The following is a 23,688-nucleotide window of genomic DNA, read 5'->3' as shown; positions in this document are numbered from 1 at the left end:
AAAAAACTTTCTTTACAGGCGTAAAGAAAGTGAAATTGACAGTATTTATTTACTCATTAAATAGCAACGTCTTTCCCACTTCCCTACGCTGGCATTAACCAGATCAGGTACTAAGAGTCTCAAAATCACATTTGATCTCAGCCTATAAAAGGCTCCCCTAGTGGATAAATATTTTGTTTTTATAATGTATTCATCATAGCATACTTCGTGAAACTGTCAAAAGAATTAGTTATATAATCTCCTTAAAACCCTTCTTCATTTCTAACTTTTAATGATGTTTCAATAATTATATCTAATAGTTTGCTATAACTAATTCCCGCTGCTTCTGCACTTTTGGGAAATAGGCTTGATTGTGTCATCCCTGGTAATGTATTAATTTCCATTACATATGGAATTCCGTCCTTCACCATCATATCAACTCTTGCATAAACACTACATTTTAATGCTTTATAACAAGTCAGTGAAGCTTTATTTACACGTTCATTAATTTCTGCTGGAAGTTCGATAACTTCCTCAACTGTACTAGTATCATCATATTTTGCATTGTAATCAAAGAACTCGGCTGCATGTCGAATTGAAACTATAGGTAACTGTTTTCCATCCAGAATAGAACATGTAATTTCATCACCTTTTATATACTTCTCAATTACTACTTCAGAATCCCATTCGAATACAGTTTCTAGCATTGAGATCAATTCATTTTTATTGTAAACGATTTTCACCCCGACACTCGATCCGCCAGAGTTTGGTTTTACCACTAATGGAAATCCTAACTTATCTAACTCATCAAGATTTAGATCCTCCATTTTTGTAAGTTCAATCCAATCTGGTGTTTCTACACCTTCATAACGTAAAATCTTTTTCGAAATATTTTTATCCATACATATACTGCTAGATAACATATTACTTCCGCTATAAGGAATCCCTAAACTCTCCAGTGTTCCTTGAACTGTCCCATCTTCTCCGTATTTTCCGTGTAATGCGAGCAATGCAAAGTCAATGTCTTTCGCTTTTTCAATTAAATCCATTTTTTCGTTTAATGTAATTGGAACTATTTCATACTTATTTTTATCTAAATGAGCAATCATTTCATTCCCCGTCATAATTGAAACTTGTTTTTCAGACGATACCCCGCCCATAATAACACCGATTTTCATTTTCTCAACTCCAAATTTCATTTTTTAATGTATCACCAATTATTTTAATTCCCCGAACTATTTCTTCTTCTTTCAAGCGCGAAAACCCTAATCGGAAAGTGTTTGCTCCTTCTCCATCAGAGTAAAAAACATCTCCAGGTGAAAACGTAACGCTTTTCTCATAACACTTTTGTAAAAGTGTGCGGGCATTCATATGCTCTTCTAGCTCTATAAATAAATGAAGTCCACCATCTCCAGTCATTCTTTTAAAAGGAATGTACTGGTTACATGCCCCGACAGCTAACTCATATTTTTTCTTATAAACAGATCTTGCCTTTTTTAAATATTTTTCAAAATATCCCTCATGTAAATATTGAAACAGAACAGCTTGATCTAGCGTAGATGTGTGAATCGTTCTTGCTCTTTTTACGCTTTCTAAATAATGAATCAGCTCTTTATCTGCAATAATCCAGCCTACACGTAAACCAGGGAAAAGCACCTTTGAAAAGCTACTAATATAAATCACATTATTGCCAGCTCCCGCAAAAGTTAATAATGGAGCTAAATGTGAACCTGAATAACGTAATTCTTCATTAAATCCGTCCTCTATAATAGGAACCTTGTATTTTGAGAATAACCGCATCAATTCCGTTCTTTTCTCTGAACTCGTAACAATACCGGTTGGATTATGATAAGAAGGAATTAAATAAGCAAAATCAAAATCTTTTTCACGCAAACTTTTTTCAACTTCATTCGTATCAATACCATCCTCATGCATATCAATCCCATGAACTTCAAGTCCATGTAAACGGAAAAGCTTAAGTGCAGCATGGTGAGTTGGATTCTCACAAATGACACGACCGGATTTTTTTGATAAAGAAGAGAGTACAATATCCAATCCTTCTGTAAATCCATTTGTAATTAGAATATCTTTATTCGAAATGTCTACACCTTTCATTTCCATGTAATGAAGTAAATAATTCATTAACGGTCTATATCCCTTTGCATATCCGTAGTTCAATACGATGTCCCCTTCAATGGACATACGAGTAAGAAAAGCTCTTTTGAAATTTTCAACATCAAATAGCTTCTCATCCGGGGCTATACTATTAAAAACAATCATTCCCTTTTCCCAACGAACACCATGTTTCATTAAATCTAATTCGTCCGCTAATGCGGTCACTGTATTAAGTTTATTTTTCCAATCTATTTCAACAGACGAAGTGTTAGATATATCCACCTTCGCAACAAAGTTCCCTTTTCCTTTAACTGCATAAATGAGTCCTTCTTGCTCTAAATCTGCATAAGCAGCGAGTACAGTGTTTCTACTCACACTTAGTAATTCACTTAGTTCCCTTGTTGATGGGATTTTTTGATCCCCGAGCAAATGCCCTTTCATAATCATCTTTTTCAAATAGTCTTTTAATTGAATATAAACGGGACGATCTTTAACAACTTTAAAATCCTTAAACAATTCCTTACCCCCTGCAATCATTTTTGCATATTTATTTCATTCTCAAAAGGTCCACGACATATGTATTTTTTATAAAGGGCGGTACGGTCTTACAAATCTTTTCGATATAAGTTAATTACATCTTTTAAAGCTGCAGCTGCAGCGCCTCGTGGATTAGAAGCCCCGCCAATTGTAGTAACTTGCCCCATCGTATCTGTAAAGAACGTAATTCCTTTTTCGGTCCCATTTACTTTTGCTAACGGATGATCTTTTTCTATTTCGCACGGTTCAACATTTAAATTCACATTGCCACCCTCATCCTTATATATTGATGCTATTAATTTAATAATTTTATGTTGTTTCTTAGCATTTTGTATTTGCTGTTTTGTAACGTGCTCGATTCCTTTTATATGTATATCAGTAAGTGTTTTCTCTGTTTCCATTAAGCTGTTAGTCAAAAGTAACAATTTACACGCACTATCTGAACCACTTATATCTAATATAGGGTTTGTCTCAGCAATCCCTTTATTTTGTGCTTCTTTCAGCGCTTCTTCAAATGTCATATCTTCCTCATACATTTTCGTAAGAATATAATTAGTTGTTCCATTTAATATTCCTTCTATTTTATCAATACTGCAACCGGCTAAACTAAATTGTCCAATATCTAGTGTCGGTAGTGCAGCGGCTGTTGCACCGCTATATCGAATTCGTACATTTGCGCCTCTTGCTGCTTCATTTATTTCTCTCCAGTTTGTAACGAGCGCACCTTTAGAAATTGCTACTATATCCATCTGTTTCTCAATCGCTTGTTTCATATATTGTTTCCCTGGATTTCCATCTTTAAGATTTGTAACCGTTGATTCTACCAATACAGTACCACTTATGCTAGTTATTGCACGTTCCTTCGGATGATATTCTAAATATTTTTCAATTGCAGCGGTACCGCCACCATACATTAATAAATGATGAAGTGATAAGCCGTCTTCATTATGTATTGCAATATTTCTCCCTAATACGCCGCTTACAATTAATTGAATCCCATATGTTTCATATATATATGAATATTTTTCATTTAATAATTTTATAAACTCTCTGCCTACTGTTCCGTATCCTGATAATACAACTTGAATTTTCATAATATCCCCCCATATTTTTCTACCAAACCCCTCTTTCAATATAATATAAAGCGCTCTCGAATTCCATCGAGAGCGCTTTATTATTACCTATTTCGGTAAACGTGATAGCTTTTTAGCAATTGTTCTATAAAACTCTTGAATGCTAGAAAAACCTAACGAGTCTGAAACACTTAACCCTACCATGTCGAGATGGTCCCAATTCGCTTTCGTTTCGATATGATTCCATTTTCCAATCTGTAATGACTCATTATTATTTACAGTAACATTAGAAGATGGTGCAATCATGGAATTTGTATTTACTACACCATCATTTTGCCACCAAGAAGTATCAACTAGCGGACGGTTTTCTTCATATCTCGCATAAGAACCTAAGAAAAATGCATTTCCCATTAACACTTTATTCATCGTTATATGAGGCAAATGTAAACCTGTTATAGGTGCTGCTTGTGATGCATGTCCACTATAGGATAAATAATACACATCTGGTTGCGTCTTTACCCAATTATTTAACTCCTTTGCACCATCTGTACTTAAATCCCACTGACTTATATCTTTTGTATTTTTCCAAAGTGAACTATTTAGAATACGATTACTATATTGGAAAAAGGACTCTCCAGCATTCTTCTTTATACCCCATTGATCCAATTTAAAATCATATAATGATAAATTATTGTTCCCTCCAAAGCTTGCAGCTGTAATGAGTAAATCTTTAACGAACGGAAGTAGAAGACTCCCATCCGCAAGTGTTGTACCGTTGTGAGGGGTTGCTAATGTTGTAACACTATGAACATATGATTTTCCGCCTTCAAATAGTGGTGATATTTTGGTGTCTGGGTGATTTTTCACATAATTATTTTCTTCAAAACTACCTTCTTTTAATAGCTGTACTAATGTTCTAATCGTTTGTCCACCCATGCTATGTCCAACTAAATGAACTTTATTTGTTTCAGTCCAATTCGGTGCAAAACCACTATAAGTTCTGCCAAAACGATTATGTCCATGTTTCTCAGCATGTACGGCACCATAGTCTACTGTCCCACCGTTAATTTGTGCATACAATTCACATGCACGATCCCAGTTACTAGAAACAGGTCCAACAGCTGCGGTATGTACCATATAACCATTTCGTTTCAAATCTTCCTGTATATCATGAACACCACCCCAATATTTTACGCCCAGCATTTCTTCCCTACCCCATCCAGCAAATCCATTCACCAATATGATAGGATAATTATTTTGTTGTCTTTCTTCAGCGTATGATATTTTCGCTGCGAATGAACATACGGTCACTAATGCGAAAAAACATATTTTTAAAAATAACTTCCCCATACTTTCTCCCCCTAATAAAACGTTTACATTTTTCTTTTCGAAAAATTAACAGAATAATTTAACAACTTAAACATAATGTAAAGTATTTTATATACGTTGTATATATAGAAAACACATACAAATGTTGATAAATATTAATTCAAGTGAACATTTACTTTTTACAATATAACTTGTAAATCTGTTTATTTGAATTTATAATTAGATATAGTTTCCTCATGTTAAAAAGATTTAAAAACCATAAGAAAACTAATCTCATTGCTTCAAAAAGGAGGAAAAAACATGCAAATCGGATCAAATATTCATACATTATCTCAACCTACTAAAATAACTCCATCTACTCTTGAGCATAATACTATCTCTTCTACTAAACTTGAAAGTAAGAAAGTAAATGATCCTATCAAGTTTGATATTCGTTCATCTGAAAAAGAAATGAAACAGCCTGAGCATAAATTTAATGAATTAGATTTATGGAAGATGTTAAAGGATAAAGGTGTTCCTTTATGGATCATCCTTGAAATGCTACAAAAGGCTCGTAAAGAAAAAGAAGCCCAAAATAATTCAGTTCAAAATTCAAATGCGATTGAGGAAACAAACGAGACTCGATTAAATGAAGTAATGTAAAGCATAATAATTGATTTGTCTATAAACTAAAAAGAGTTCGAAGCTGATAAACTTTCTATCAACCTCGAACTCTTTTTTAAGATTTTTCTCCGATCGTTACAAACTGAACTGATACTTTCTCTTTAAAACCTTCAATTAGCTTTCTTACTTTTACTTTTTCATTAATTAATGTATTATCTGTCGACATTTTAGGTTTTTCATCACCTAACGACTTTTTTAAATGTAGAAGTTGCATATTCGTTTCATTCGCTTTTATTTCTTTATACACACTATTTTTCGCCACAATGATATACCATAGTGCTCCATAGTCACGTTTATTGCCAAGCCAAGCATCACTATCATATGCAACTGGTATCTCTTTTCCTTCTATTTTAATACTTTTAATATTCTTTTCTTCTTCATTTATATATAGTAGTGAGCTTTCTTTTGGAAAATTAGGTAACGTATCTACCAGTTTGGAAAGGGCTCCTTGGTCACGTTTACGAAAAATCTTTGCTTTAATCATCGCTTGTGCAGTAGATTCATTTAATATTAATACCTTTCCTTTTTCAAATTCCCCTGTTTTCACTGGGAAAATTTCATGTTCTTTCGTATTTTCCTTATAACGATTCATAATTGCTCCAGTATGATTCTCATCTCCAATGATTAATACACCGTTAGCTGGAAATAATTCTTCACTTTTAGCACATGCACTTAAACTAATTAAAATTAATATACATAATATGAAAATTGATAATGTTTTTTTCATTACAATTCCTTTCATAACTCATATTGTTTTTTTACATGCTTTTCTGCAATGTTACTTGCTGATGTTCTCTACTGTTCCATAGTTTTATAAAGCTTTTGTAGGTAACGCCAACGAGTGATAAAGAAGTATAAAACTTGTATACATATAAATGAAATTAAAATGGCGATAGAGCTATTTATGATAGAAAAGTCGACTAATTGTTGTAATGCCATATAAGCGACTACAGTATGAATCACTGCAACGACAATTGGTAAAAAGAACATTAATAATAACTGCCTCGTTACAACCTTTTTCAACTCACCTTTACTTAATCCCATTTTCGAAATCATTTTATATTGCTGTTGATCGCGATCTAAATCTGTATATAATCGGAAATAAATAAAACTAGCGGCGAATGTAAAGAAGACGATTCCGACTAAAATACTTACCATAAGTAATAAACCATTCTTTTGCTTTGCTTCCAACAAGTTTAATGTTAAAGCTTCAAAGTAGAAATCTCTATCCCTAAGATCTTTATCAAATATACTCTTTAATTGATTGGAAATCTCTTTCGTTTTTATCCAATCATCTACAACAAATCCGTAAGTACGATATGAAATTTCTTCATTAACTGGGTCACTAGTAAGAGGCATTCCATCATATACTTGATCTTGAACAGCGATATAAATAGTTCTAGAATCATGTGGTAAAACTAAATTTTCTACAGCTTTTTTCACATGAAATGTCTTTGTCCAATCACCTTGAATGACTTCTATATCCTTTTTATACTCGCCATTTTTAAATTCTTGTTTTTGTGATACAACTCCAGGGATTAATAAAATTTCATCTTCTTTTTCAATGGTTTCTTGTTGATAGCCTAGTGCTTTAGCAAGATCGTTGTATTCACTTAACTTCATTACATTTACGCTATTTTCTGTGTATATATATGAAGATGAAGCCATTCGATACGGAATATTAGCATCAGAAAGGTGTTTTTTTATAATAGAAAGATTTTTATTCAATACTTTGTCATTTTCCAAACTTCCATACAAAAATGTATACGGATTTGTCATCCTTACCAAATCCCTATTTCCAATTGCGGCTGTTGTACCAATTGCTGTAAATGCAACTGCTGAAACAATAGATACTATAAAAAACATCGTTGCATTATCTTTCATACGGTAAATTAATTCTGAAAATGTTAATATATTTGTTCTCTTTAAAAAGAAAGATTCTCTCCTTTTAGCAAGGTGCAATATATAAACGCTACACTGAGTATATAAAAAGTACGTTCCTATAATTACTAGAAGCACACCTATTCCAAGCGTAATAAAATTGGTACTTGGTATAAAGCGAAATACTGAAAAATATCCATACCCTATACTAATTAAAGAAAGTATCGATAATAAAACTGAAGATTTCGGTTCAGGTTTTGGCTTTTCCTCTGCTCGAATAAGTTCCACAAGTTCCGTTACTTTTATCATTTTAAATGTAAATAATGAAACAATTAAAAACAAGAAAAGAAATGTAATAACTGTTAATAATACAGCTCGGACTGGTATATAAAAAGGTAAACCATTATTAATCATTAATACACTTGCACTTATCAATAAGACTAGTTTAGAAAATATGAGTCCAATGAAAATCCCTATACAAATTGAACCAAGTCCAATCAACATATTTTCAATTAATAATAATTTCTTAAGCTGTCTCATTGACATACCTTGCATCATTAAAATGCCAAATTCTTTCTTACGCGTCTTTAAAAACGAACTAACTGAATATAAAATAAAGAAAAATGAAAATACAAAAATCAATCCTTGCGAAACTGAAAATCCCAATGTACCAAATGCACTTATTGTTGCACTTGTCGATTTCAACTCACCTTGTAAATCAGGATGAAATAATAAAAGAGCATACGTAAAGAAAATCATAATAGAAAATGCACTACTTAAAAAATGGGCAGCATATGTACGCTTATTGCGAAAAATATTATTAAATGCGAACTGACGAAAAGTCATGCCTTTTTCCTCCTAACAAAGAAAGGACATCCATAATCTTTTGATAAAAAGTTTGCCTACTTTCACCACAATAAATTTCGTTATATAGTTGACCATCTTTAATAAAGATTACTCGGCTGCAAAAGCTCGCTGCATACGGATCATGTGTAACTAACATCATCGTTGCTTTTTCTTCTTTATTTAGAGTATCAAGCATCTCCATTACATCATTTGAAGATTTAGAGTCCAAGTTCCCTGTTGGTTCATCTGCAAGTAATAATTGCGGCTTATGAACGATCGCACGAGCGATTGCTGTTCTTTGAGCTTGTCCCCCTGATATTTCAAACGTTCTTTTACTCAATATATCAGTAATGTTTAACTTCTTTGCAATCTCTTCTACTCGTTTATTCATTTCTTGGACGGAAACACCATCTAAAGTCATCGGCAATACGATGTTTTCTTTTACAGTAAGTGTGCTAAGAAGATTAAATGATTGAAATACAAATCCTAATTGTTTTCTGCGGAATAACGCTAATTCTTCTGATGATAATTGAAAAGGATTTGTACCATTAATAAATATTTCTCCCGATGATGGAGAATCAATAGTAGATACCATATTTAATAACGTTGTTTTCCCACTACCTGACGGGCCCATAATTCCTACAAATTCACCTTCTTGAATTGATAAATCAATATCTACTAATGCTTTATACGGTATTTTCCCTTTATATACTTTACTAATACTATTTGCCTGCAAAATTTCCATTTATATTCTCCCTTCATTTCCACTGCTCACTATAGAGTGTAAATGAATTGTCTTACAGCTCATATTGATTCACCTTTCATTTATCTTACACGCTTGTAAGATTTCTAAAAAAACTGATAACAAACCTATTTTCAAATCTATAAACAAAGCATATCTATCTTATAATATTTGCATATTGGTTAGAATTACAATGCTATTTTCTAATCTTTATTTTATTAATAAGAAAAGACCGATTTTTTATCGGTCTTTTTACTTTCAAATATTATATTTTAACTATTGTATGTAGTTGAAGCATATTTGAGTTACCCATTAAATACTATTTCACTTTATAATAACCTCTGCAAAAAAATGAGTGCTTCGGTTTCATTGCAATCAAAAACGAATTGTAAATATCTGAGGCGGAAATGAATGCGTTTATCCAACATATAAATAATAAAATTGATTTAATATTTCCTGATACAAAGAACGATATCATGGCAGGAACTACTGATAATACAATTATAGGCAAGCTCATAAAGACCCAAAATCTCGTTTTGGGTAAGACTGCATTTGTATTTAACCAAAAAAATCTTTTACTAAATGTTAAGCTAATATCCCCTTTTTTACTTATTACTAAAATGTGTAGACATTCGTGAATGATGAAGACTAACATACCTATTATGATAAGATAAAATATATTAATATGAGTGAAACCTGTTTCAAAAAAATAAGGTATTATAAAAATGATTATCTGAAGTAAATATACAAACTTCATATAATGTTTTCGGTACCAATTATTCTGTATAAAAGGAGTCCATTCTGAAAAATCCATACTTATTTGTGGCAAGTGACGAAACCAAATTATAATATGTGTTCCCCTCCCTCATTTAAACTAATTCCTGGCTTATAGATTTAATCTACCTACTAGCACTCAACCGTAAGTTTTATATGTAGCTCTTTAATAGACTTACCAGCAATTTTTGTTGACTAAGACTAAATGCTTCTTTATACCGCCCACTTTTCTTTTCCCTTCCATTTTTTAAGTAATTGATTTGTAGAATGATTTGAGTAAGAAATTTGTATTATCATTGATACATAAATTCGACAAAATATTCCAATCACCTTTTCATAAATGATTTTCAACTGGATATCCCATGTACAGCTTGATTTCCCTATTTTGTTGAAAAGCAATTCCTTCAAGAAGTCATTACAATTGTACCTTTCTTATGTCAGCAAGTATAAAGTGAAACTTTAATCAGTGGGGGTTTTACTGCCCGGTAATGCGGGATAAAATGAATATAAAAAAGCTTAGAGTTTTAGCTCTAAGCTTTTTTATGATTTCGTTTTAATTCCTTTTACAGAGAAATATTTTTTATCCATTCAGATTTACTCAATACATAATGATTATATAGTTGATTTTCTATCTTCTGTTCACTCAAATAAGTAAACCCGCATTTTTTAATAACTTTATTTGATGGTGCATTGTTAATTAAAGCAATTGCGTTGAGGATAATTAAATTTGTTTCTTTAAACAAATAGTCAATTAAACCTTTAGTCGCTTTTGTAGCATAGCCATGATTTTGATGTTCATTTGAGATAGCATACATTATCTCTCTGTTTGGTGAAGGGAGTTCTTCTTTCATGCCTGTGCAGCACCATCCAATGCATTCATTTGTAGCTTTCTTAAATATTCCTAGCTTTAACATACGATTATCTATGTTATTCGTAGTTTTCACTGCCTCAAGAAATACTTTATTTGCTGGTATTTCATAATTTGCAATCCAATCCATCCTTTGTTCTTTTGTTGATTTCCAGTCTGGTAAAAACTTTTCTATTTCCGGTTGATTTGCTATTTTATAAATACTCTCTGCATCTTTGACCATAAACTCTTGCAAGTATATATCTCCACAATCTATTCTAAATAACTTAGTCAAACTCTCTTCTCCCATATTAATCCCCCTTACTTACGTTATAGCGCCTTAATCTGCTTCGTAAGTTCTATAAATCGTTCATCAAGTTCTTTATATTCTTTGTCGTTAGAAGTTAAAAAGCTTAATTTTCCTAATACTTCTTGTCTCTCTGTTTCTAACTTTAAACGTAGCTCTTCAATATCATCTCTTGTTTTAGTAGGTTCTTCTAGCTGCTTTTGTATCGTATTGTTTGAAAACACGAGTTTTGTGTTAGTTGTTTTCTCCAGAAAATATCGATCGTGAGATACAATTACTAATGTTCCGTTATACTCAGCTAATGTATTTTCAAGTTGTTCACGTGAAGGTAGATCCAAGTGATTCGTCGGTTCGTCTAAAATGAGTACATCTTTTTCATCTAAAATATAAGCCATTAGCTTACATTTTACTCTTTCTCCCATACTCATATGCTCAATCGGCTCTTTCCATTGAGACGCTTGGAATCCTAAATGTTTCATTAAATTTTGGACTTTTCCTCTTTCTTCAAACGTCTCTTTAAAAAATAAATTTTCCGGTGTTCTATCAAGCGGTAAATCAAAAACTTCTTGTGTTAAATAGCCTATGTTTGCAGATGGTGAAATCCATATTTCTCCTTCAGCAGTTTCCGTTCCCATAATCATCTTCAGTAATGTTGTTTTTCCACTACCGTTTGGTCCAACAATCGCAACTTTCTCACCGTGCTGAATTGTAAAATTAACGTTTTCAAATAATGCTTTCCCATGAAAGTCTTTTTTTAATTGCTTCACTTCTAAAAAGCGTTTTCCTACTTTTTTGTTCGCTTGAATAGAAAACTCAACTGAATATTCTTCTTTCACACGTTCTACTTTCGTTTTCTCCAGCTCTTTTTCGAGTCGTTTTCGTTTTGACTTCACTTGTGCATCCATTCGCTTCGCTTTTACACGATAGAATTCTTTCACACCTTCTTGTTTTGTAGACTGCGCGTGTGCCTTTTGTGACCATGAACTCAATTCTTTTATATGTGTTTCTACTTGTTCTATCTTTTTTTGCTGCTTTTCATATTCACGCTGCTGCGACTTCCTTCTTTGCTCACGTACTTTCATGTAGCTCGTATAATTACCACTATGCTCAATTAATTTTTTGTCCTCAATTGACCATATTTTTGTTGCGACAACATCTAAAAAATATCGGTCATGCGATACGACGATAACTGTACCTTTCATATTTTTAATTTGCTTAATGAGAAATTCTGTACTCATCTCATCTAAATGATTTGTCGGTTCGTCTAATATTAAGACATTAGGATTTTCAGCAAATCCTTTTGCTAATCGTACTTTCAGCTTTTCACCACCACTTAAAGTATGAAAGTCGTTCGTTGGCACGCCCCATTTCGCAAGCAGTTCTGCTTCTTGCGAAATCACATCATTACTAATAAAAGATTCTATTTCTTGCTCAACATATGCGGTTGTCATATTCATTTGCTGCCATTCAACAATCCCTTTTGAAGGCTCAATCTTTCCATTTATTAATTGAAGTAACGTTGATTTACCAGCACCATTTTTACCAATTAATCCGATAACATCCCCTTGTTTCACTGCTACATTCATTTTTTCTAACAAAGTATTTTCCATTATTTCAACGTAAACATCATTTAATTTTAAAATTTCTTTCATATTACCGATCCCTTTCATTAAGGGAGAACAAAAAAATCCTCCCAAAGTAATTTTGGCAGGATTAGTCGTTACATTATTTATACCCAAATAAGCTATTACGCAAATCAAATAGCAATACCGTTGTTTGGAATTGGGCAGACTAATCCTAATTTTTATAAATTGAAATTTATTTCATTTCAACATTTAAAAATAAGATTAGTTAATCATCGTCCACCCATCATTCCTTTCCGTCATTAATAACCATATTGTACCATACTAGTACTGTATGAGTAAATGCAATTATTTGTGCTGTTAAAAAGATTGCTTTCTTTTAGGCTTATTTATCATTTCTTAGCTTCATATTGAACAAGCACAAATTACATTGATTGTAATACGTCCTTTAGATTTCCCCAGTAGTAAACTTCTAAGCACTCTCTCTTATATAAATTTTATATAAAAACAAAATGTTATTCGTTACCCAATAACCACTTATTGTTTTTCGATAAATTTTTATTGATTATTCCCTTGTGATAAGCTATTATATCTTTACAGAAAATAATAATGTAAGGATTGAATTTATGGACAGGACATTAAAAATCACAAAGTTAAATATGTTTTTAAGGATTTTTCTCATCCCGATTATAGTAGGGATTATTGTTGGTATACTAACTAAATTGGGGCAAAGTATACTTCCTGGACACTGGAATTCATTAGCTAATCTAGGAAGCGTTTGGTTAGTTCCATCCTTTTTTGTGGCTAGCTTTAGTTATTCTAAGCGTTCAGCTATACTTTCTGGTATCCTTGCACTACTCGGTATGGTATTAGGCTACTATGGTTATGCAATAGTTATTAAAAATGTAGCTCACTCTATTTATTTTATATCTGTATGGATTGTATGTGCATGTATAGGAGGAACTATCTTTGGAATTGCAGGTTTTCTATGGAAAGATACTACAAATCCACTTCATAAATTCGGAAGCGCACTTTTAAGTGGAGTTTTTGTAACGGATGGACTTCACATTCTTTTAAATTTTGAACACTATAGTCACATGTTACCTGTTGGATATACCGAAGTCATAGTCGGGATTATCTTGATTCTTGTATTAGAACGCTCTAATGCTAATCGAATTTCTTCTTTCTTAATGATGGTTCCTATTACTATTTTAGGATTAATTGGATATAAATTATTAAGTTTGTTTGTTTAATTACAATACTGTATCATGAAAAAATAAAAGACTAATTCTATTATAATCCACAAAAAATATCACGAATTTGAACATTATACTTATTCATGTTAATACACTTATTCAAAGGATGGATACATAAAGCTACCTCTTTCAAAGGGATAGCTTTTTTCTTACAAAATCTATTTATCAATTTATTATTAAATCCTTCTAATTTAACAACCGTATTTATTAACGTGTCATTATACATACTAAGATGACCTTTTACTATTTCATATAATTGCTATAAAATAAGGCTAAAAAACCTATCTCCAAAGTTTTTTAGCCTAGATCACTTATCTACACATTAAAAAATTTAATTCGTACAACTGTACCTTTACTAACCTCTGAATTGATTTCTACACTATGTCCTAATTGTTTCGTAATTTCATATACAAGATATAGTCCCATCCCTGTTGATTCTTTAAAATCTCTACCATTTTCTCCTGTAAAGAAAGGTTTAAAGACTCTTGGTAAATCTTGCTTTGGTATTCCTACACCATTATCGATAATTTCAAGCACAACTGTATTACCTTCCTTACAAGCTTTCACTTTAATCTTTTCTCTACTACCTGATGAATACTTAATCGCATTCGATAGTATTTGTCCGATTAAAAATTGTAACCATTTCACATCACTTTCTACAGTAATATCCTTATCAATTTCAAGCTCTGGATATACAAAATTCCGGATAAAGAATCGTTTATGTTCATGTACCGAATCATTCACTATTTTATGTAGTTGTACCCTTTCTACATAAAAGTCTTGTGTAAACGCTTCTAAACGTGCGACATACAGAGCCATTTCTAATCCCTTTTTTAATCGATCAGTTTCCTCATTTATACTTTCAAAACGTGAATCTACTTCATCCTGTGTAATTAATTCTATTACAGATAAAGGTGTTTTCATTTGATGGATCCACTGATTCATAAAGGTTAAATGGTCATTATTTTTTCTCTCTTGCATTTGCAGCTGATTTTGATAATGTCTATATTGCACCTCAAGTAATTCTTGAAGAGCAGCCGATACAGCTGCAAAATCAGATTTTTGAACAGATTCATCCAAAGATTGCATGGGGTTTGCTAAGCGCTCATAAAAAGAACGATGTGTAAAATAACGAAACATTAAATAACTTCCCATAAAGAAAACACCTAGAAACATTGCATATAACGCCGTTGTAATATGATTATGCCCATCAAACCAATATACGAGAAATATAGCTAGTAGTTGAATTATGGTAAAGCAAATAAGTGGTATATGATCACGTATAAACAACCTTATCATTTTTCTATACCATTATCCCAAGTAATATGAAATCTATATCCAACACTACGAATTGTTTCAATCGCACCTTCTATATGCAACATTTGTAACTTTTTACGCACACGTGTTGTATTTACACTTAATGTATTATCATCAACATAAGATTCACTATCCCATAATTTATTAAGTAACACTTCTCTACTCACAACACGCGGATAATTTTTCATTAATGTCTCTAATAAAATAGCTTCGTTTCTCGTTATATCAATCTCGTCATTTCTAAGTTTCAATACAAGTCTTTCAGGATATAAACAAAGGCCATGTTGCTCAATCATTCGTTCTTCTAGTTTCGGTGCATAATCTCCATATGCACGTCTTAAATGACTACGAATTTTCGCCACTACAACTTCATAATGAAAAGGCTTCGGAATAAAATCATCGCCACCGTTTTCTAACGCCATAACTTGATCCATCGTGCCTTCACGGGCCGAAATGAATAGTATCGGACATGTTGAAACTCCGCGAATTTGACGACACCAAAAGTACCCATCAAAACTCGGTAAATTAATATCTAATAAAACTAACTCTGGTTGTTCTTCTAAAAAAATGTTTAATACATTTTGAAAGTCCGATACAATAACTCCTTGATAACCATATTTCGCAACATGTGTCGATAATAGTTCTGCAATTTTCATATCGTCTTCTACAATCATAATTTTGACCATTATTGAACTCCTTTTTAATCCGCAATCTCAAATATACTTATATAGAATAAATACTACCTCTTTTCACAAAATCCGTAAATTAAAAAAGGATGCTTTTATACAAAAGTATCCTTTTTCGTCCCTTATCTATTTAATATGAAATTTACTAAAAATAAATCCTAGTTTCTCCACATAATCCATTCCTAGTTCCATACGCGCTGTTTTCAGCGGATCCACAACTTGGCAAACTTTTAAATTACCTGCTGCCGATAATAAAAGCGTTGCATCAGCTTTAGACATTGCTAATTCTTCATGTAAAAATGTCACCATATTACGTACAGCACGATTTGCTGCATCATCTAACAATTTCTCTGAAGCAATCGTCATCATTTTTTCTTTTTGAATAGCCATTGGTAATGGCCATTGTTTTCCTTTTATGATTTGAACTGTTACCGTTACCTCACCAGCAACCTCTACACCACTAACACCAATTTCACCATCACCCATTGCTGCGTGTAAATCACCTAATGCTAATAGTGCTCCTGGGACATTAACTGGTAGTAGTAATATTGTTCCTTCTTTAATTTCTTTACAGTCCATACTCCCGCCGTGATCATGCGGTGTGCCACATGAAATGCTCTCTTCTTTCGGTGCAGTACCAATTACCCCAATCATTGGATTAATCGGGATTTGTAGTTCACTTGAAAACAAAACATATTCATTATGTATTGGGACAATTTTCACTGTATTTTCATTTAACTCATCACCCATTACACCAAGGTTTGCACCTGTAGTTAAAACGCCCTGCTCTGCAATTTCAATTTTTTCAATCGTTACGACTAATATATCGCCAGGTTCTGCTCCTTTAACATATACAGGTCCAGTCGCTGGATTAATTCGGTTCCAATCTAATTCTTGAAACACAACATCTTCAGAATTGATTTGATTTTCAAAGCAATCATATGTTTCAAATACAAGACTGCTCCCAATTTCTACTTCCATACACGGCTTATTTTCTGGTGACATTGAGTAAATGATATGGTCTTTATGAATTCGATACATAATACCTCTCCCTTTTATATTTATCTACTATTACTAATTAGCTTTTTTTATACAAGCTCCTCATAAAATTAAATGTTATTTTTATGTAAAAAAGCACGCAGATTGTTTTATAACATACACTCTTTACTATAACAGAAAGGTGGTATCACTATGCCCCTTATTCCATACAACGAAAGTGATGTTGATTTACTAGCTCGATTAATTCGCGCTGAAGCTGAAGGCGAAGGTCGCCAAGGTGAGGAGTTAGTTGGATGCGTTGTAGTAAACCGTGTATTTTGTGATTGCTTAGATTTTAAACAACTCCGTACCGTGCGAGACGCTGTATATCAAAGCCCCGGCGGATTTGAAGCAGTACAATATGGATATTTTTATCAACGCGCTCGTGAATCAGAAAAAGAAATCGCACGAAAAGTTTTACAAGGTCAATGGCGCTGGCCTGCACGATGGGCTCTTTGGTATTTCCGTCCAGTTGGAGCTTGTCCACCTGAATGGTATAACCAGCCATTTGTAGGACAGTTTAAAAGCCATTGTTTTTATGAACCAAGTGGTGATGAATGTCCGAAAATGTATTCACGATAGTAAAATTTGCAACGCAAGTACTTAGAAATTTTGGTACTTGCGTTGCTTTTAACTGTGTTTTAGAAATCTAATAGTGTGATGAATTTTTCTATGCCTACTACATGTATTAATAATGGTATACGAGGACCATTTGATTGATTCATAATGAGCTTATATATAATAGTGAATAATTGTTTTTGATTTTCTTTCATTATTTTTTTATTTTCATGATGACAAATCGCATATAATTGCTCCATTAAGTTAGAGTAATCTTTATTAGAACGAAGTATTTTACAAACTTCTACTAGCCATTCTTTCTGCCTTTCATCTAATGTGTAGTAAAAAAACTCTGCATTTTTCTCCTCATTTACCGCGATTAATTTTTCAGATTGAAAGTTTCTTATCCAATACTCTGCGCGATTACTTATCGCTCTCATTTCATCTAATGCATAGCTCCTATCTATTTTCTTTAATATCCCCTGTAAAATAGTTGAATCAAAATTTAATAATGGTAACGTTCCTGCTACTTGATTAAATTTCGGATATTCTTTAAACTCACTATCAACTCTAGAGATTTTAATTGCATCAAATAAATCTTCATTTTTGAGCGTTTTATTTTCATAACTATCTTTCAATCGCTCATACTCTGTATAATTACGAATCACATCTTCATCCAACCCAATATGAAAAGCAGCGCCTGGTTTGTATTTTGCAAACATAAAGAGAATTACTTCTGGTATATACACTTTCAATAAATCGCTTGGTGTAATACTATTCCCTGAAGAACTAGACATTTTTTCATGATTCCCTTTAATACCAATAAAATCGTAAGAAACGTAATGAGGTGCTTCTCGATTGAATATTTTCCTTGCAATTTCTTTTGATACATTATAACTACCCGTTTCTGATGAATGATCTCTACCGCCCGGTTCAAAAATAACATCCTCTATCATCCATCTCATCGGCCAATCGATTTTCCAGTTTAGTTTCATTTTATTTGTATTTAATACGGATAACTCTTTTTCATTTCCGCATTCACATTCATACCGGACTGTTTTTAATACTTCATCAAAATGTGTAATAGTTGTTGTATCTTTTCCGCATCTCTCACAATATAATGTAGCTGGATAAAAGCTCTCTCGCTCTTCTTCACTACACTCTCCAGTTTTAAAACCCATTAAAATATCATATATTTCTTTTCCTTTATACAAGGCCTCTAATATATTTTCGTTATATCTTCCGCTTCTATATTCATCATGTTGATAAATAAATTCTACTTCAATTCCAAATGCTTGAAGCGATTTTTCAAACTCTTTTTCAAAATGCTCCGCATACGAGTTATGACATCCATACGGATCTGGAATATCACAGTATGGCATACCAATATACTTTGCAAAAGATGGATCAATATTTTTTGGAACTTTTCTAAACCTATCATAATCATCCCACGAAAATATAAAACGAGTCTTTTTCCCTAAATCTTGAAGTGCTCTTACTACGAAATAAGTCGTTACGATTTCACGAAAGTTCCCAATATGAACAGAACCTGACGGACTAATTCCAGATGCACAAACAAACATTTCTTTATTTGGATGTTTCCTAATTAATTCATGTGCTACTTCATACGCCCAATGCATATATTACTCACCTCAATTATTTTTTGTTTCTCATTTCCAGTTTTATGCAACAAAAAAACTCTCGTCCTCAAGATTATTCATCTTGAGGACGAGAGTTGTTAGCTTCGCGGTACCACCTCAGTTTGTTAATATGTCACCATATTAACCTCTTCAGGTACGGCAAAATATGCTTATACCCTATCTCTATAACGGGAGAACCCGTCGCACCATCCCTAACTAAATTAGTTCCTTGCGCAGCTCCAAGTCTTTTTTCATTAAGATGTATACCGCTCTTTCTCAGCTACCAGAGCTCTCTGTACGTATTCTTTCTTAACTACTCTTCTCTTCTATGCCTTAAATATTAGTTTTTTAATATGATAATTTATAACACTTTTATTGTCAAACTTTTCCGAATCGAAATCGTAAAATTATCTAAAAAAATTCTTTATCGCTTCTAATTGAATTTTGTGGCTACACTCATCACAACAATATGCCCCTTTTGGTTTCTCTTTAAATCGCTTATATTTTTCACTACCTTCGTAAACACGAAATATATTCTTACAAGAAAAGCAAACAATCTCATAAAACATCATATGCATTTTCCTCTCCGTGTTTATAAACCTTTTAATCACTTGAGAAGATTAGTTTTCTAGAGCACAAATCATAATATCCTCTGACTAAAAGGTTTACCTCTATTCTTATCGAATTATATTAATATCTTATAACGCGAGGTGAACATCTTGTTCAGTAATATAGACTTAGTTTTAAATGTTAAAGCAAGTTTAGCTGAAGGACCATGTTGGAATGAAAAAAAGCAACTTTTATATTGGGTTGATATTATGGAGAAAAAATTATGCATATATAATCCTACTACCAATACGAACCGAGTAATCGCTCTCAATCAACAAATTGGCTGTGTTGTTCCATATTTAGAGGATGTACTACTCTTAGCTATGGAAAAAGGCTTTTATTCTATTAATGTAAATACCGAAAAACTGACACATATTTTTGACCCCGAACCTCATTTAATAGAAAATCGTTTTAATGATGGAAAATGTGATCCAGCTGGTCGTTTCTGGGCAGGTACTACAGATACATACGGTATGAATGCTGCAGGTTCCTTATATTGTTTACATAATAATTTGAGTGTAGAGAAAAAAGTTTCACATGTAAATACTTCAAACGGAATCGCTTGGTCACCTGATCATACATCCCTTTACTTTATAGATACACCTACTAAAAAAGTGGTTCGCTATCAATATAATATACGTACTGGAGACATTCATAATCCAAGTGATGTAATCATTTTCTCTGAAAATGATGGTCTACCTGATGGTATGACAATTGACGAAGAAGGTTGTTTATGGATTGCACATTGGGGAGGTTCAAAAATAACTAGATGGAATCCCTCTACTGGAGAACAAATATTAAGTATTCCAATTCCTGCGTTATATGTAACATCATGTACATTTGGTGGACCTAACTTAACTGATTTATATGTTACAACAGCCAGAACAAGAATGACGGATGACGAATTAAAAGAGTATCCACATGCTGGTGGTATTTTTCGAATTCAAACAAATGTTAAAGGCTGCCCCACCTATTCATTTTGTAATAAAAATATTGGAGCTGAAACAATATGAACCGTATCGATTACATAAGACAAGAAGAAAAGAACTATCACGATCTTTGCTATGAACAATATAAACTATTTGAAACTGGATCTTGGCTTCACAAGCCGGTTAAAACAGTTATAGATTTAATGGACTACTTTGAAGAGAAAAACAAATTACAAGTGCTTGACCTTGGCTCTGGCGTCGGTAGAAATAGCATTCCAATTGCACAAAAGATTAAAAATGCTAGCGGAACTGTTACATGTGTTGATTTACTTAATTCCGCTTTAACAAAGCTACAAATTTATAGCAAAGAACATGACGTATTCGAGGTTATAAAAACAGAACAAGCAGCAATTGAAAACTATCATATTAGAACTAATACTTATGACTATATCGTTGCAGTATCAAGTTTAGAGCATGTTAAATCAGAAGAAGATTTAAAAAACGTGCTCCAATCTATGAAAAGAGGTACAAAAAACGGTGGTATTAATTGTTTAATTATTAACTCTAACATACAAGAAATTGATTTAAAAACGAATGAAGAATTAGAGGCTTTAATTGAAATTAATCTCCTAACTGAAGAAATGATACGCCTATTAAAAAGTATTTATAAAGGATGGAAAGAAGTAAAAGTTGAAATAAAAGAATTAGCTTATAATATAGTTCGTAATGAAAGACACATTCGATTAAAAACAAATGCCATTACATTTGTCATTCGGAAATAATACTATAAAAAGTAAGGATATTTCCTCATATATTCATAGGAATACCCTTACCTTTTATTTTCATAAAATTATTTTGTTATTAGTTTTCGCATCATTTAAAATATAATTTTCTTTCGACATACTACTCAGCTATTAATTGAATTCATTAACTGGAAGAAATATTCTGCTTCATGAGTCTCATTCAATTTATACCATGAATGAAGTGTATCCGGCGCAAATACATCTAATTTTTTCAGTACTTCCATGGCAAATTCTAGAGGCGCTACACCCGATGCAGTAATAAGGTTTCTACTAGACGCTACAGGTCCCACTTCATAAAAATTTTCTCCTTTATAAGTAGGACAAACCATTTTCATATACTCTAAACTATTACTTGTGTGATTTATAGAATCCAAGTAACCGTAATTTGCAAGACCTATAGTTGCACCGCAAATTGCTGCTACAATTGTACCAAGTTTTAAAGCTTCACCAACTGTTTTCAAAATAGGTTTATGTATTTCTTCACTCCAAGTATTCCCTCCAGGTAAAATTAATAAATCGTTACTCTCAAGGATACATTCATCTAGGGAAATATCCGGCTTTATATTCAAGCCCCCCATTGAAATAATCGTTTCTCTATTTATTCCAACTGTAACTACTTTAAAAGGCGCTACATCTTTTTTGAAATATCTCCCTGTATTAAGTTCAGCAATTAAATGTCCGTATTCCCAATCAGACATCGTGTCAAATACATATAGATAGGCTTTTCTTGTTTGCATTCAATAACACTCCATTCATATACTACACTCTTAATTAAAACAAGTGCTCTTTTCAGTTTAACATTTTATTCAATATTTATGGTTTAAAATTCCAAATAAAAGAGCACTTGTTTCCGCAAGTGCTCTTTTGGGGATTTTGAGATACCCTATTAACGAAAGTTAAGGTTACTTAAAGTTAAAAGGTATTTATATTATATGCTTGTCCTTTTTATTTGTGCATAATCAATATATAAACATCTTTAATCATTCTTAATAACTTTTAGTTATCGTTCTTTCTTACATTTTATCATTAAGAAATTGATTGAAGGTTTATTTGCCATGTTCTTATTTGGTTCATCAATTTCCGAAACTTTTACTAATCTATATTGATTAAAATCTTTTTTTATAGATTCAGAATCATAAAAGAACATTTTTACACCTTCCATTATCTCATAATAATCTTTATCCAACTGTTTTCCTTTTCCGTACATGGGAGCTTTTTTAGAAACAGTTGTAAAAACCATATATCCGCCTGGTTTTAACTGATTATAACAATCTTCAATAAATTTCTCTCTTTCCTGTTCATTCAACAAATGAAGAAGTGCATGACTAAATATCCCATCATACAGTTTATTATCAAAAGGCATTTCGTTTACTGAACCGTGATACATACTAACATCTTCTAGTCCGTTTTCTCTTGCTAAATCGATCGCTGTTTTCGAAATTTCAATACCTGTTACATTTATACCATTATCGATAAAAACCTTTGCATTTCTTCCATATCCAATACCCGGAACTAATATATTCTTAACGTTCTTTTCAAGAAAAAAATCTTTTGTCAAAATTGCAGATTCTGTAGGTTCAAATCCCCACATCGTTTGTTTTTCGATAAAACTTGATTCCCAAAATTCCATTATGTATCTATCTCCTTATTTTCAATCCATTTTTAGTATCACATTAAAAACTTATAAACTTTAACGCTGCGTCTACCTATGCCAAATTAGTTTTTTACCACATTCACTATAAGTCCATTGAATATAGCACAATTATAAGCCTATATCTATTATAATGATTGGTTTAAAATCCACCCTATTTTATTAATCCTTACGTTTGTAGAAAAATAAAAAAGCCAATACTTCCGTTTGAAGTGACCCCCGAAAGTTAGACAGGTCGTTTCATTAGGCAGCCTCTAGGGTATGAGCCCGGTATTGTACTGGGCTCATACCCTTTAATTTTGCCTTAATTCTTTTATGATTATAGTATTCTATATACTTTGCTAATTCTTGTTTGAAATGTGTTATACTTTCAAATTCTTTTCGATACAGAAATTCCGATTTCATAATACCGAAGAAATTTTCAATAACGGCATTGTCATAACAGTTTCCTTTGCGAGACATACTTTGAGTTATGCCACAATTCTTAAGAGAATGGCGGTATTGTTTCATTTGATAGTGCCAACC

23 protein-coding genes, 1 riboswitch and 1 other annotated feature are annotated in these 23,688 nt (G+C 32.4%); of the genes, 5 read left to right on the top strand and 18 right to left on the bottom strand.

All coding sequences use genetic code 11. From position 1 onward, the window contains the following. Nucleotides 1–63 precede the first annotated feature (63 nt). Nucleotides 64–169: riboswitch (TPP riboswitch) on the bottom strand. A 73-nt stretch (nt 170–242) separates the two neighbouring features. From ATL10_RS08400 to ATL10_RS08385, 4 genes are all read right to left on the bottom strand, one after another. Next, nucleotides 243–1,157 carry a D-alanine--D-alanine ligase gene (locus ATL10_RS08400; RefSeq protein WP_110496817.1) on the bottom strand — a complete coding sequence of 305 codons (915 nt, stop codon included), beginning with the start codon at nt 1,155–1,157 and terminating at the stop codon, nt 243–245. Between the two features lie 4 nt (nt 1,158–1,161). Next, on the bottom strand, nt 1,162–2,610 hold the full coding sequence (pdxR, locus tag ATL10_RS08395; RefSeq protein ID WP_098256470.1) for a MocR-like pyridoxine biosynthesis transcription factor PdxR: 1,449 nt from the start codon (nt 2,608–2,610) through the stop codon (nt 1,162–1,164). Between the two features lie 89 nt (nt 2,611–2,699). Then, nucleotides 2,700–3,725: a homoserine dehydrogenase gene (locus tag ATL10_RS08390; RefSeq protein WP_110496722.1), complete on the bottom strand. Its 1,026-nt coding sequence runs from the start codon at nt 3,723–3,725 to the stop codon at nt 2,700–2,702. Nucleotides 3,726–3,812: 87 nt separating this feature from the next. Further along, entirely contained in the window at nt 3,813–5,054 is a 1,242-nt protein-coding gene (locus ATL10_RS08385; protein ID WP_090976694.1) for an esterase/lipase family protein, read from the bottom strand. Nucleotides 5,055–5,333: 279 nt separating this feature from the next. On the opposite strand from ATL10_RS08385, the gene ATL10_RS08380 reads away from it, so the two are divergent. Further along, on the top strand, nt 5,334–5,675 hold the full coding sequence (locus ATL10_RS08380; RefSeq protein WP_001165517.1) for a DUF3914 domain-containing protein: 342 nt from the start codon (nt 5,334–5,336) through the stop codon (nt 5,673–5,675). Between the two features lie 76 nt (nt 5,676–5,751). On the opposite strand, the gene ATL10_RS08375 is transcribed toward ATL10_RS08380, so the two are convergent. The 6 genes from ATL10_RS08375 to abc-f form a co-directional block, all read right to left on the bottom strand. Continuing rightward, complete coding sequence (locus ATL10_RS08375; RefSeq protein WP_002094033.1) at nt 5,752–6,423, bottom strand: lipoprotein BA_5634 family protein; 672 nt, start codon at nt 6,421–6,423, stop codon at nt 5,752–5,754. 68 nt (nt 6,424–6,491) lie between these two features. Next, on the bottom strand, nt 6,492–8,423 hold the full coding sequence (locus ATL10_RS08370) for an ABC transporter permease (protein WP_000144151.1): 1,932 nt from the start codon (nt 8,421–8,423) through the stop codon (nt 6,492–6,494). Next, on the bottom strand, nt 8,398–9,168 hold the full coding sequence (locus ATL10_RS08365) for an ABC transporter ATP-binding protein (RefSeq protein ID WP_090976692.1): 771 nt from the start codon (nt 9,166–9,168) through the stop codon (nt 8,398–8,400). Before ATL10_RS08365 ends, ATL10_RS08370 begins: the two co-directional genes overlap by 26 nt. A 316-nt stretch (nt 9,169–9,484) precedes the next feature. Continuing rightward, the gene (locus ATL10_RS08360; RefSeq protein ID WP_080126419.1) at nt 9,485–9,979 is read right to left on the bottom strand and encodes a DUF3267 domain-containing protein; all 495 of its coding nucleotides are present in this window, start codon (nt 9,977–9,979) and stop codon (nt 9,485–9,487) included. A 523-nt stretch (nt 9,980–10,502) separates the two neighbouring features. Next, on the bottom strand, nt 10,503–11,096 hold the full coding sequence (locus ATL10_RS08355) for a GNAT family N-acetyltransferase (protein WP_090976690.1): 594 nt from the start codon (nt 11,094–11,096) through the stop codon (nt 10,503–10,505). A gap of 20 nt (nt 11,097–11,116) precedes the next feature. After that, nucleotides 11,117–12,745: a ribosomal protection-like ABC-F family protein gene (abc-f, locus tag ATL10_RS08350; RefSeq protein ID WP_100910579.1), complete on the bottom strand. Its 1,629-nt coding sequence runs from the start codon at nt 12,743–12,745 to the stop codon at nt 11,117–11,119. Between the two features lie 557 nt (nt 12,746–13,302). On the opposite strand from abc-f, the gene ATL10_RS08345 reads away from it, so the two are divergent. Beyond that, nucleotides 13,303–13,929 (top strand): DUF6518 family protein, encoded by a 627-nt coding sequence (locus ATL10_RS08345; protein ID WP_000376270.1) that lies wholly within the window; start codon nt 13,303–13,305, stop codon nt 13,927–13,929. A gap of 318 nt (nt 13,930–14,247) precedes the next feature. Here the strand turns inward: ATL10_RS08345 and ATL10_RS08335 are convergent, their stop codons facing one another. The 3 genes from ATL10_RS08335 to ATL10_RS08325 all read right to left on the bottom strand — a co-directional run bounded on the left by ATL10_RS08335 (nt 14,248) and on the right by ATL10_RS08325 (nt 16,976). Continuing rightward, nucleotides 14,248–15,231 carry a sensor histidine kinase gene (locus ATL10_RS08335; protein WP_002094028.1) on the bottom strand — a complete coding sequence of 328 codons (984 nt, stop codon included), beginning with the start codon at nt 15,229–15,231 and terminating at the stop codon, nt 14,248–14,250. Continuing rightward, on the bottom strand, nt 15,228–15,935 hold the full coding sequence (locus ATL10_RS08330; RefSeq protein ID WP_000238993.1) for a response regulator transcription factor: 708 nt from the start codon (nt 15,933–15,935) through the stop codon (nt 15,228–15,230). Before ATL10_RS08330 ends, ATL10_RS08335 begins: the two co-directional genes overlap by 4 nt. 126 nt (nt 15,936–16,061) lie before the next feature. Then, nucleotides 16,062–16,976 carry an acetamidase/formamidase family protein gene (locus ATL10_RS08325; RefSeq protein ID WP_110496720.1) on the bottom strand — a complete coding sequence of 305 codons (915 nt, stop codon included), beginning with the start codon at nt 16,974–16,976 and terminating at the stop codon, nt 16,062–16,064. Nucleotides 16,977–17,126: 150 nt separating this feature from the next. Between ATL10_RS08325 and ATL10_RS08320 the strand changes: the two genes are divergently transcribed. Continuing rightward, nucleotides 17,127–17,555, top strand: a complete 429-nt coding sequence (locus tag ATL10_RS08320; protein WP_001128402.1) for a cell wall hydrolase — start codon at nt 17,127–17,129, stop codon at nt 17,553–17,555. 59 nt (nt 17,556–17,614) lie between these two features. On the opposite strand, the gene lysS is transcribed toward ATL10_RS08320, so the two are convergent. Both lysS and ATL10_RS08310 read right to left on the bottom strand, forming a co-directional pair. Further along, the gene (lysS, locus tag ATL10_RS08315) at nt 17,615–19,171 is read right to left on the bottom strand and encodes a lysine--tRNA ligase (RefSeq protein ID WP_110496718.1); all 1,557 of its coding nucleotides are present in this window, start codon (nt 19,169–19,171) and stop codon (nt 17,615–17,617) included. A gap of 81 nt (nt 19,172–19,252) precedes the next feature. After that, nucleotides 19,253–19,509: a binding site (T-box leader), on the bottom strand. Between the two features lie 69 nt (nt 19,510–19,578). Then, entirely contained in the window at nt 19,579–19,749 is a 171-nt protein-coding gene (locus tag ATL10_RS08310) for a DUF2197 domain-containing protein (RefSeq protein ID WP_000551042.1), read from the bottom strand. Between the two features lie 141 nt (nt 19,750–19,890). Here ATL10_RS08310 and ATL10_RS08305 point away from each other — a divergent pair, with 141 nt between their 5' ends. Together ATL10_RS08305 and ATL10_RS08300 are read left to right on the top strand one after the other, a co-directional pair. Beyond that, entirely contained in the window at nt 19,891–20,793 is a 903-nt protein-coding gene (locus ATL10_RS08305; RefSeq protein WP_090976685.1) for an SMP-30/gluconolactonase/LRE family protein, read from the top strand. Further along, nucleotides 20,790–21,491 (top strand): class I SAM-dependent methyltransferase, encoded by a 702-nt coding sequence (locus ATL10_RS08300; RefSeq protein ID WP_090976683.1) that lies wholly within the window; start codon nt 20,790–20,792, stop codon nt 21,489–21,491. The genes ATL10_RS08305 and ATL10_RS08300 overlap by 4 nt, the downstream gene beginning before the upstream one ends. A 125-nt stretch (nt 21,492–21,616) precedes the next feature. Here the strand turns inward: ATL10_RS08300 and ATL10_RS08295 are convergent, their stop codons facing one another. The 3 genes from ATL10_RS08295 to ATL10_RS08285 form a co-directional block, all read right to left on the bottom strand. Then, nucleotides 21,617–22,249 carry a type 1 glutamine amidotransferase family protein gene (locus ATL10_RS08295; protein ID WP_061660663.1) on the bottom strand — a complete coding sequence of 211 codons (633 nt, stop codon included), beginning with the start codon at nt 22,247–22,249 and terminating at the stop codon, nt 21,617–21,619. A gap of 263 nt (nt 22,250–22,512) precedes the next feature. Beyond that, a complete protein-coding gene (locus ATL10_RS08290) occupies nt 22,513–23,142 on the bottom strand; it encodes a class I SAM-dependent methyltransferase (protein ID WP_000397611.1) in 630 nt (209 codons plus the stop codon). Nucleotides 23,143–23,406: 264 nt separating this feature from the next. Then, nucleotides 23,407–23,688: IS3 family transposase (locus ATL10_RS08285; RefSeq protein ID WP_142669942.1), on the bottom strand; the 282-nt coding region annotated here is incomplete at its 5' end.

The sequence above is a fragment of the Bacillus sp. 196mf genome, assembly GCF_003217275.1.
Classification (GTDB): Bacteria; Bacillota; Bacilli; order Bacillales; family Bacillaceae_G; genus Bacillus_A; species Bacillus_A thuringiensis_S.
The sequence above is the reverse complement of the archived record's forward strand: the minus strand, read 5'-3'. Positions and strand labels throughout refer to the sequence as shown.

Excerpts from the sequence above, each read along its gene's own strand:
- ATL10_RS08380 (WP_001165517.1), top strand. The coding sequence starts at position 5,334 with ATGCAAATCGGATCAAATATTCATACATTATCTCAACCTACTAAAATA.
- ATL10_RS08365 (WP_090976692.1), bottom strand. The coding sequence starts at position 9,168 with ATGGAAATTTTGCAGGCAAATAGTATTAGTAAAGTATATAAAGGGAAA.
- ATL10_RS08320 (WP_001128402.1), top strand. The coding sequence starts at position 17,127 with ATGCCCCTTATTCCATACAACGAAAGTGATGTTGATTTACTAGCTCGA.
- ATL10_RS08345 (WP_000376270.1), top strand. The coding sequence starts at position 13,303 with ATGGACAGGACATTAAAAATCACAAAGTTAAATATGTTTTTAAGGATT.
- ATL10_RS08325 (WP_110496720.1), bottom strand. The coding sequence starts at position 16,976 with ATGTATCGAATTCATAAAGACCATATCATTTACTCAATGTCACCAGAA.
- ATL10_RS08295 (WP_061660663.1), bottom strand. The coding sequence starts at position 22,249 with ATGCAAACAAGAAAAGCCTATCTATATGTATTTGACACGATGTCTGAT.
- ATL10_RS08330 (WP_000238993.1), bottom strand. The coding sequence starts at position 15,935 with ATGGTCAAAATTATGATTGTAGAAGACGATATGAAAATTGCAGAACTA.
- ATL10_RS08370 (WP_000144151.1), bottom strand. The coding sequence starts at position 8,423 with ATGACTTTTCGTCAGTTCGCATTTAATAATATTTTTCGCAATAAGCGT.
- ATL10_RS08355 (WP_090976690.1), bottom strand. The coding sequence starts at position 11,096 with ATGGGAGAAGAGAGTTTGACTAAGTTATTTAGAATAGATTGTGGAGAT.
- ATL10_RS08290 (WP_000397611.1), bottom strand. The coding sequence starts at position 23,142 with ATGGAATTTTGGGAATCAAGTTTTATCGAAAAACAAACGATGTGGGGA.
- lysS (WP_110496718.1), bottom strand. The coding sequence starts at position 19,171 with ATGCATTGGGCGTATGAAGTAGCACATGAATTAATTAGGAAACATCCA.
- ATL10_RS08375 (WP_002094033.1), bottom strand. The coding sequence starts at position 6,423 with ATGAAAAAAACATTATCAATTTTCATATTATGTATATTAATTTTAATT.
- ATL10_RS08360 (WP_080126419.1), bottom strand. The coding sequence starts at position 9,979 with ATGGATTTTTCAGAATGGACTCCTTTTATACAGAATAATTGGTACCGA.
- ATL10_RS08390 (WP_110496722.1), bottom strand. The coding sequence starts at position 3,725 with ATGAAAATTCAAGTTGTATTATCAGGATACGGAACAGTAGGCAGAGAG.
- ATL10_RS08310 (WP_000551042.1), bottom strand. The coding sequence starts at position 19,749 with ATGCATATGATGTTTTATGAGATTGTTTGCTTTTCTTGTAAGAATATA.
- abc-f (WP_100910579.1), bottom strand. The coding sequence starts at position 12,745 with ATGAAAGAAATTTTAAAATTAAATGATGTTTACGTTGAAATAATGGAA.
- ATL10_RS08300 (WP_090976683.1), top strand. The coding sequence starts at position 20,790 with ATGAACCGTATCGATTACATAAGACAAGAAGAAAAGAACTATCACGAT.
- ATL10_RS08335 (WP_002094028.1), bottom strand. The coding sequence starts at position 15,231 with ATGATAAGGTTGTTTATACGTGATCATATACCACTTATTTGCTTTACC.
- ATL10_RS08400 (WP_110496817.1), bottom strand. The coding sequence starts at position 1,157 with ATGAAAATCGGTGTTATTATGGGCGGGGTATCGTCTGAAAAACAAGTT.
- ATL10_RS08385 (WP_090976694.1), bottom strand. The coding sequence starts at position 5,054 with ATGGGGAAGTTATTTTTAAAAATATGTTTTTTCGCATTAGTGACCGTA.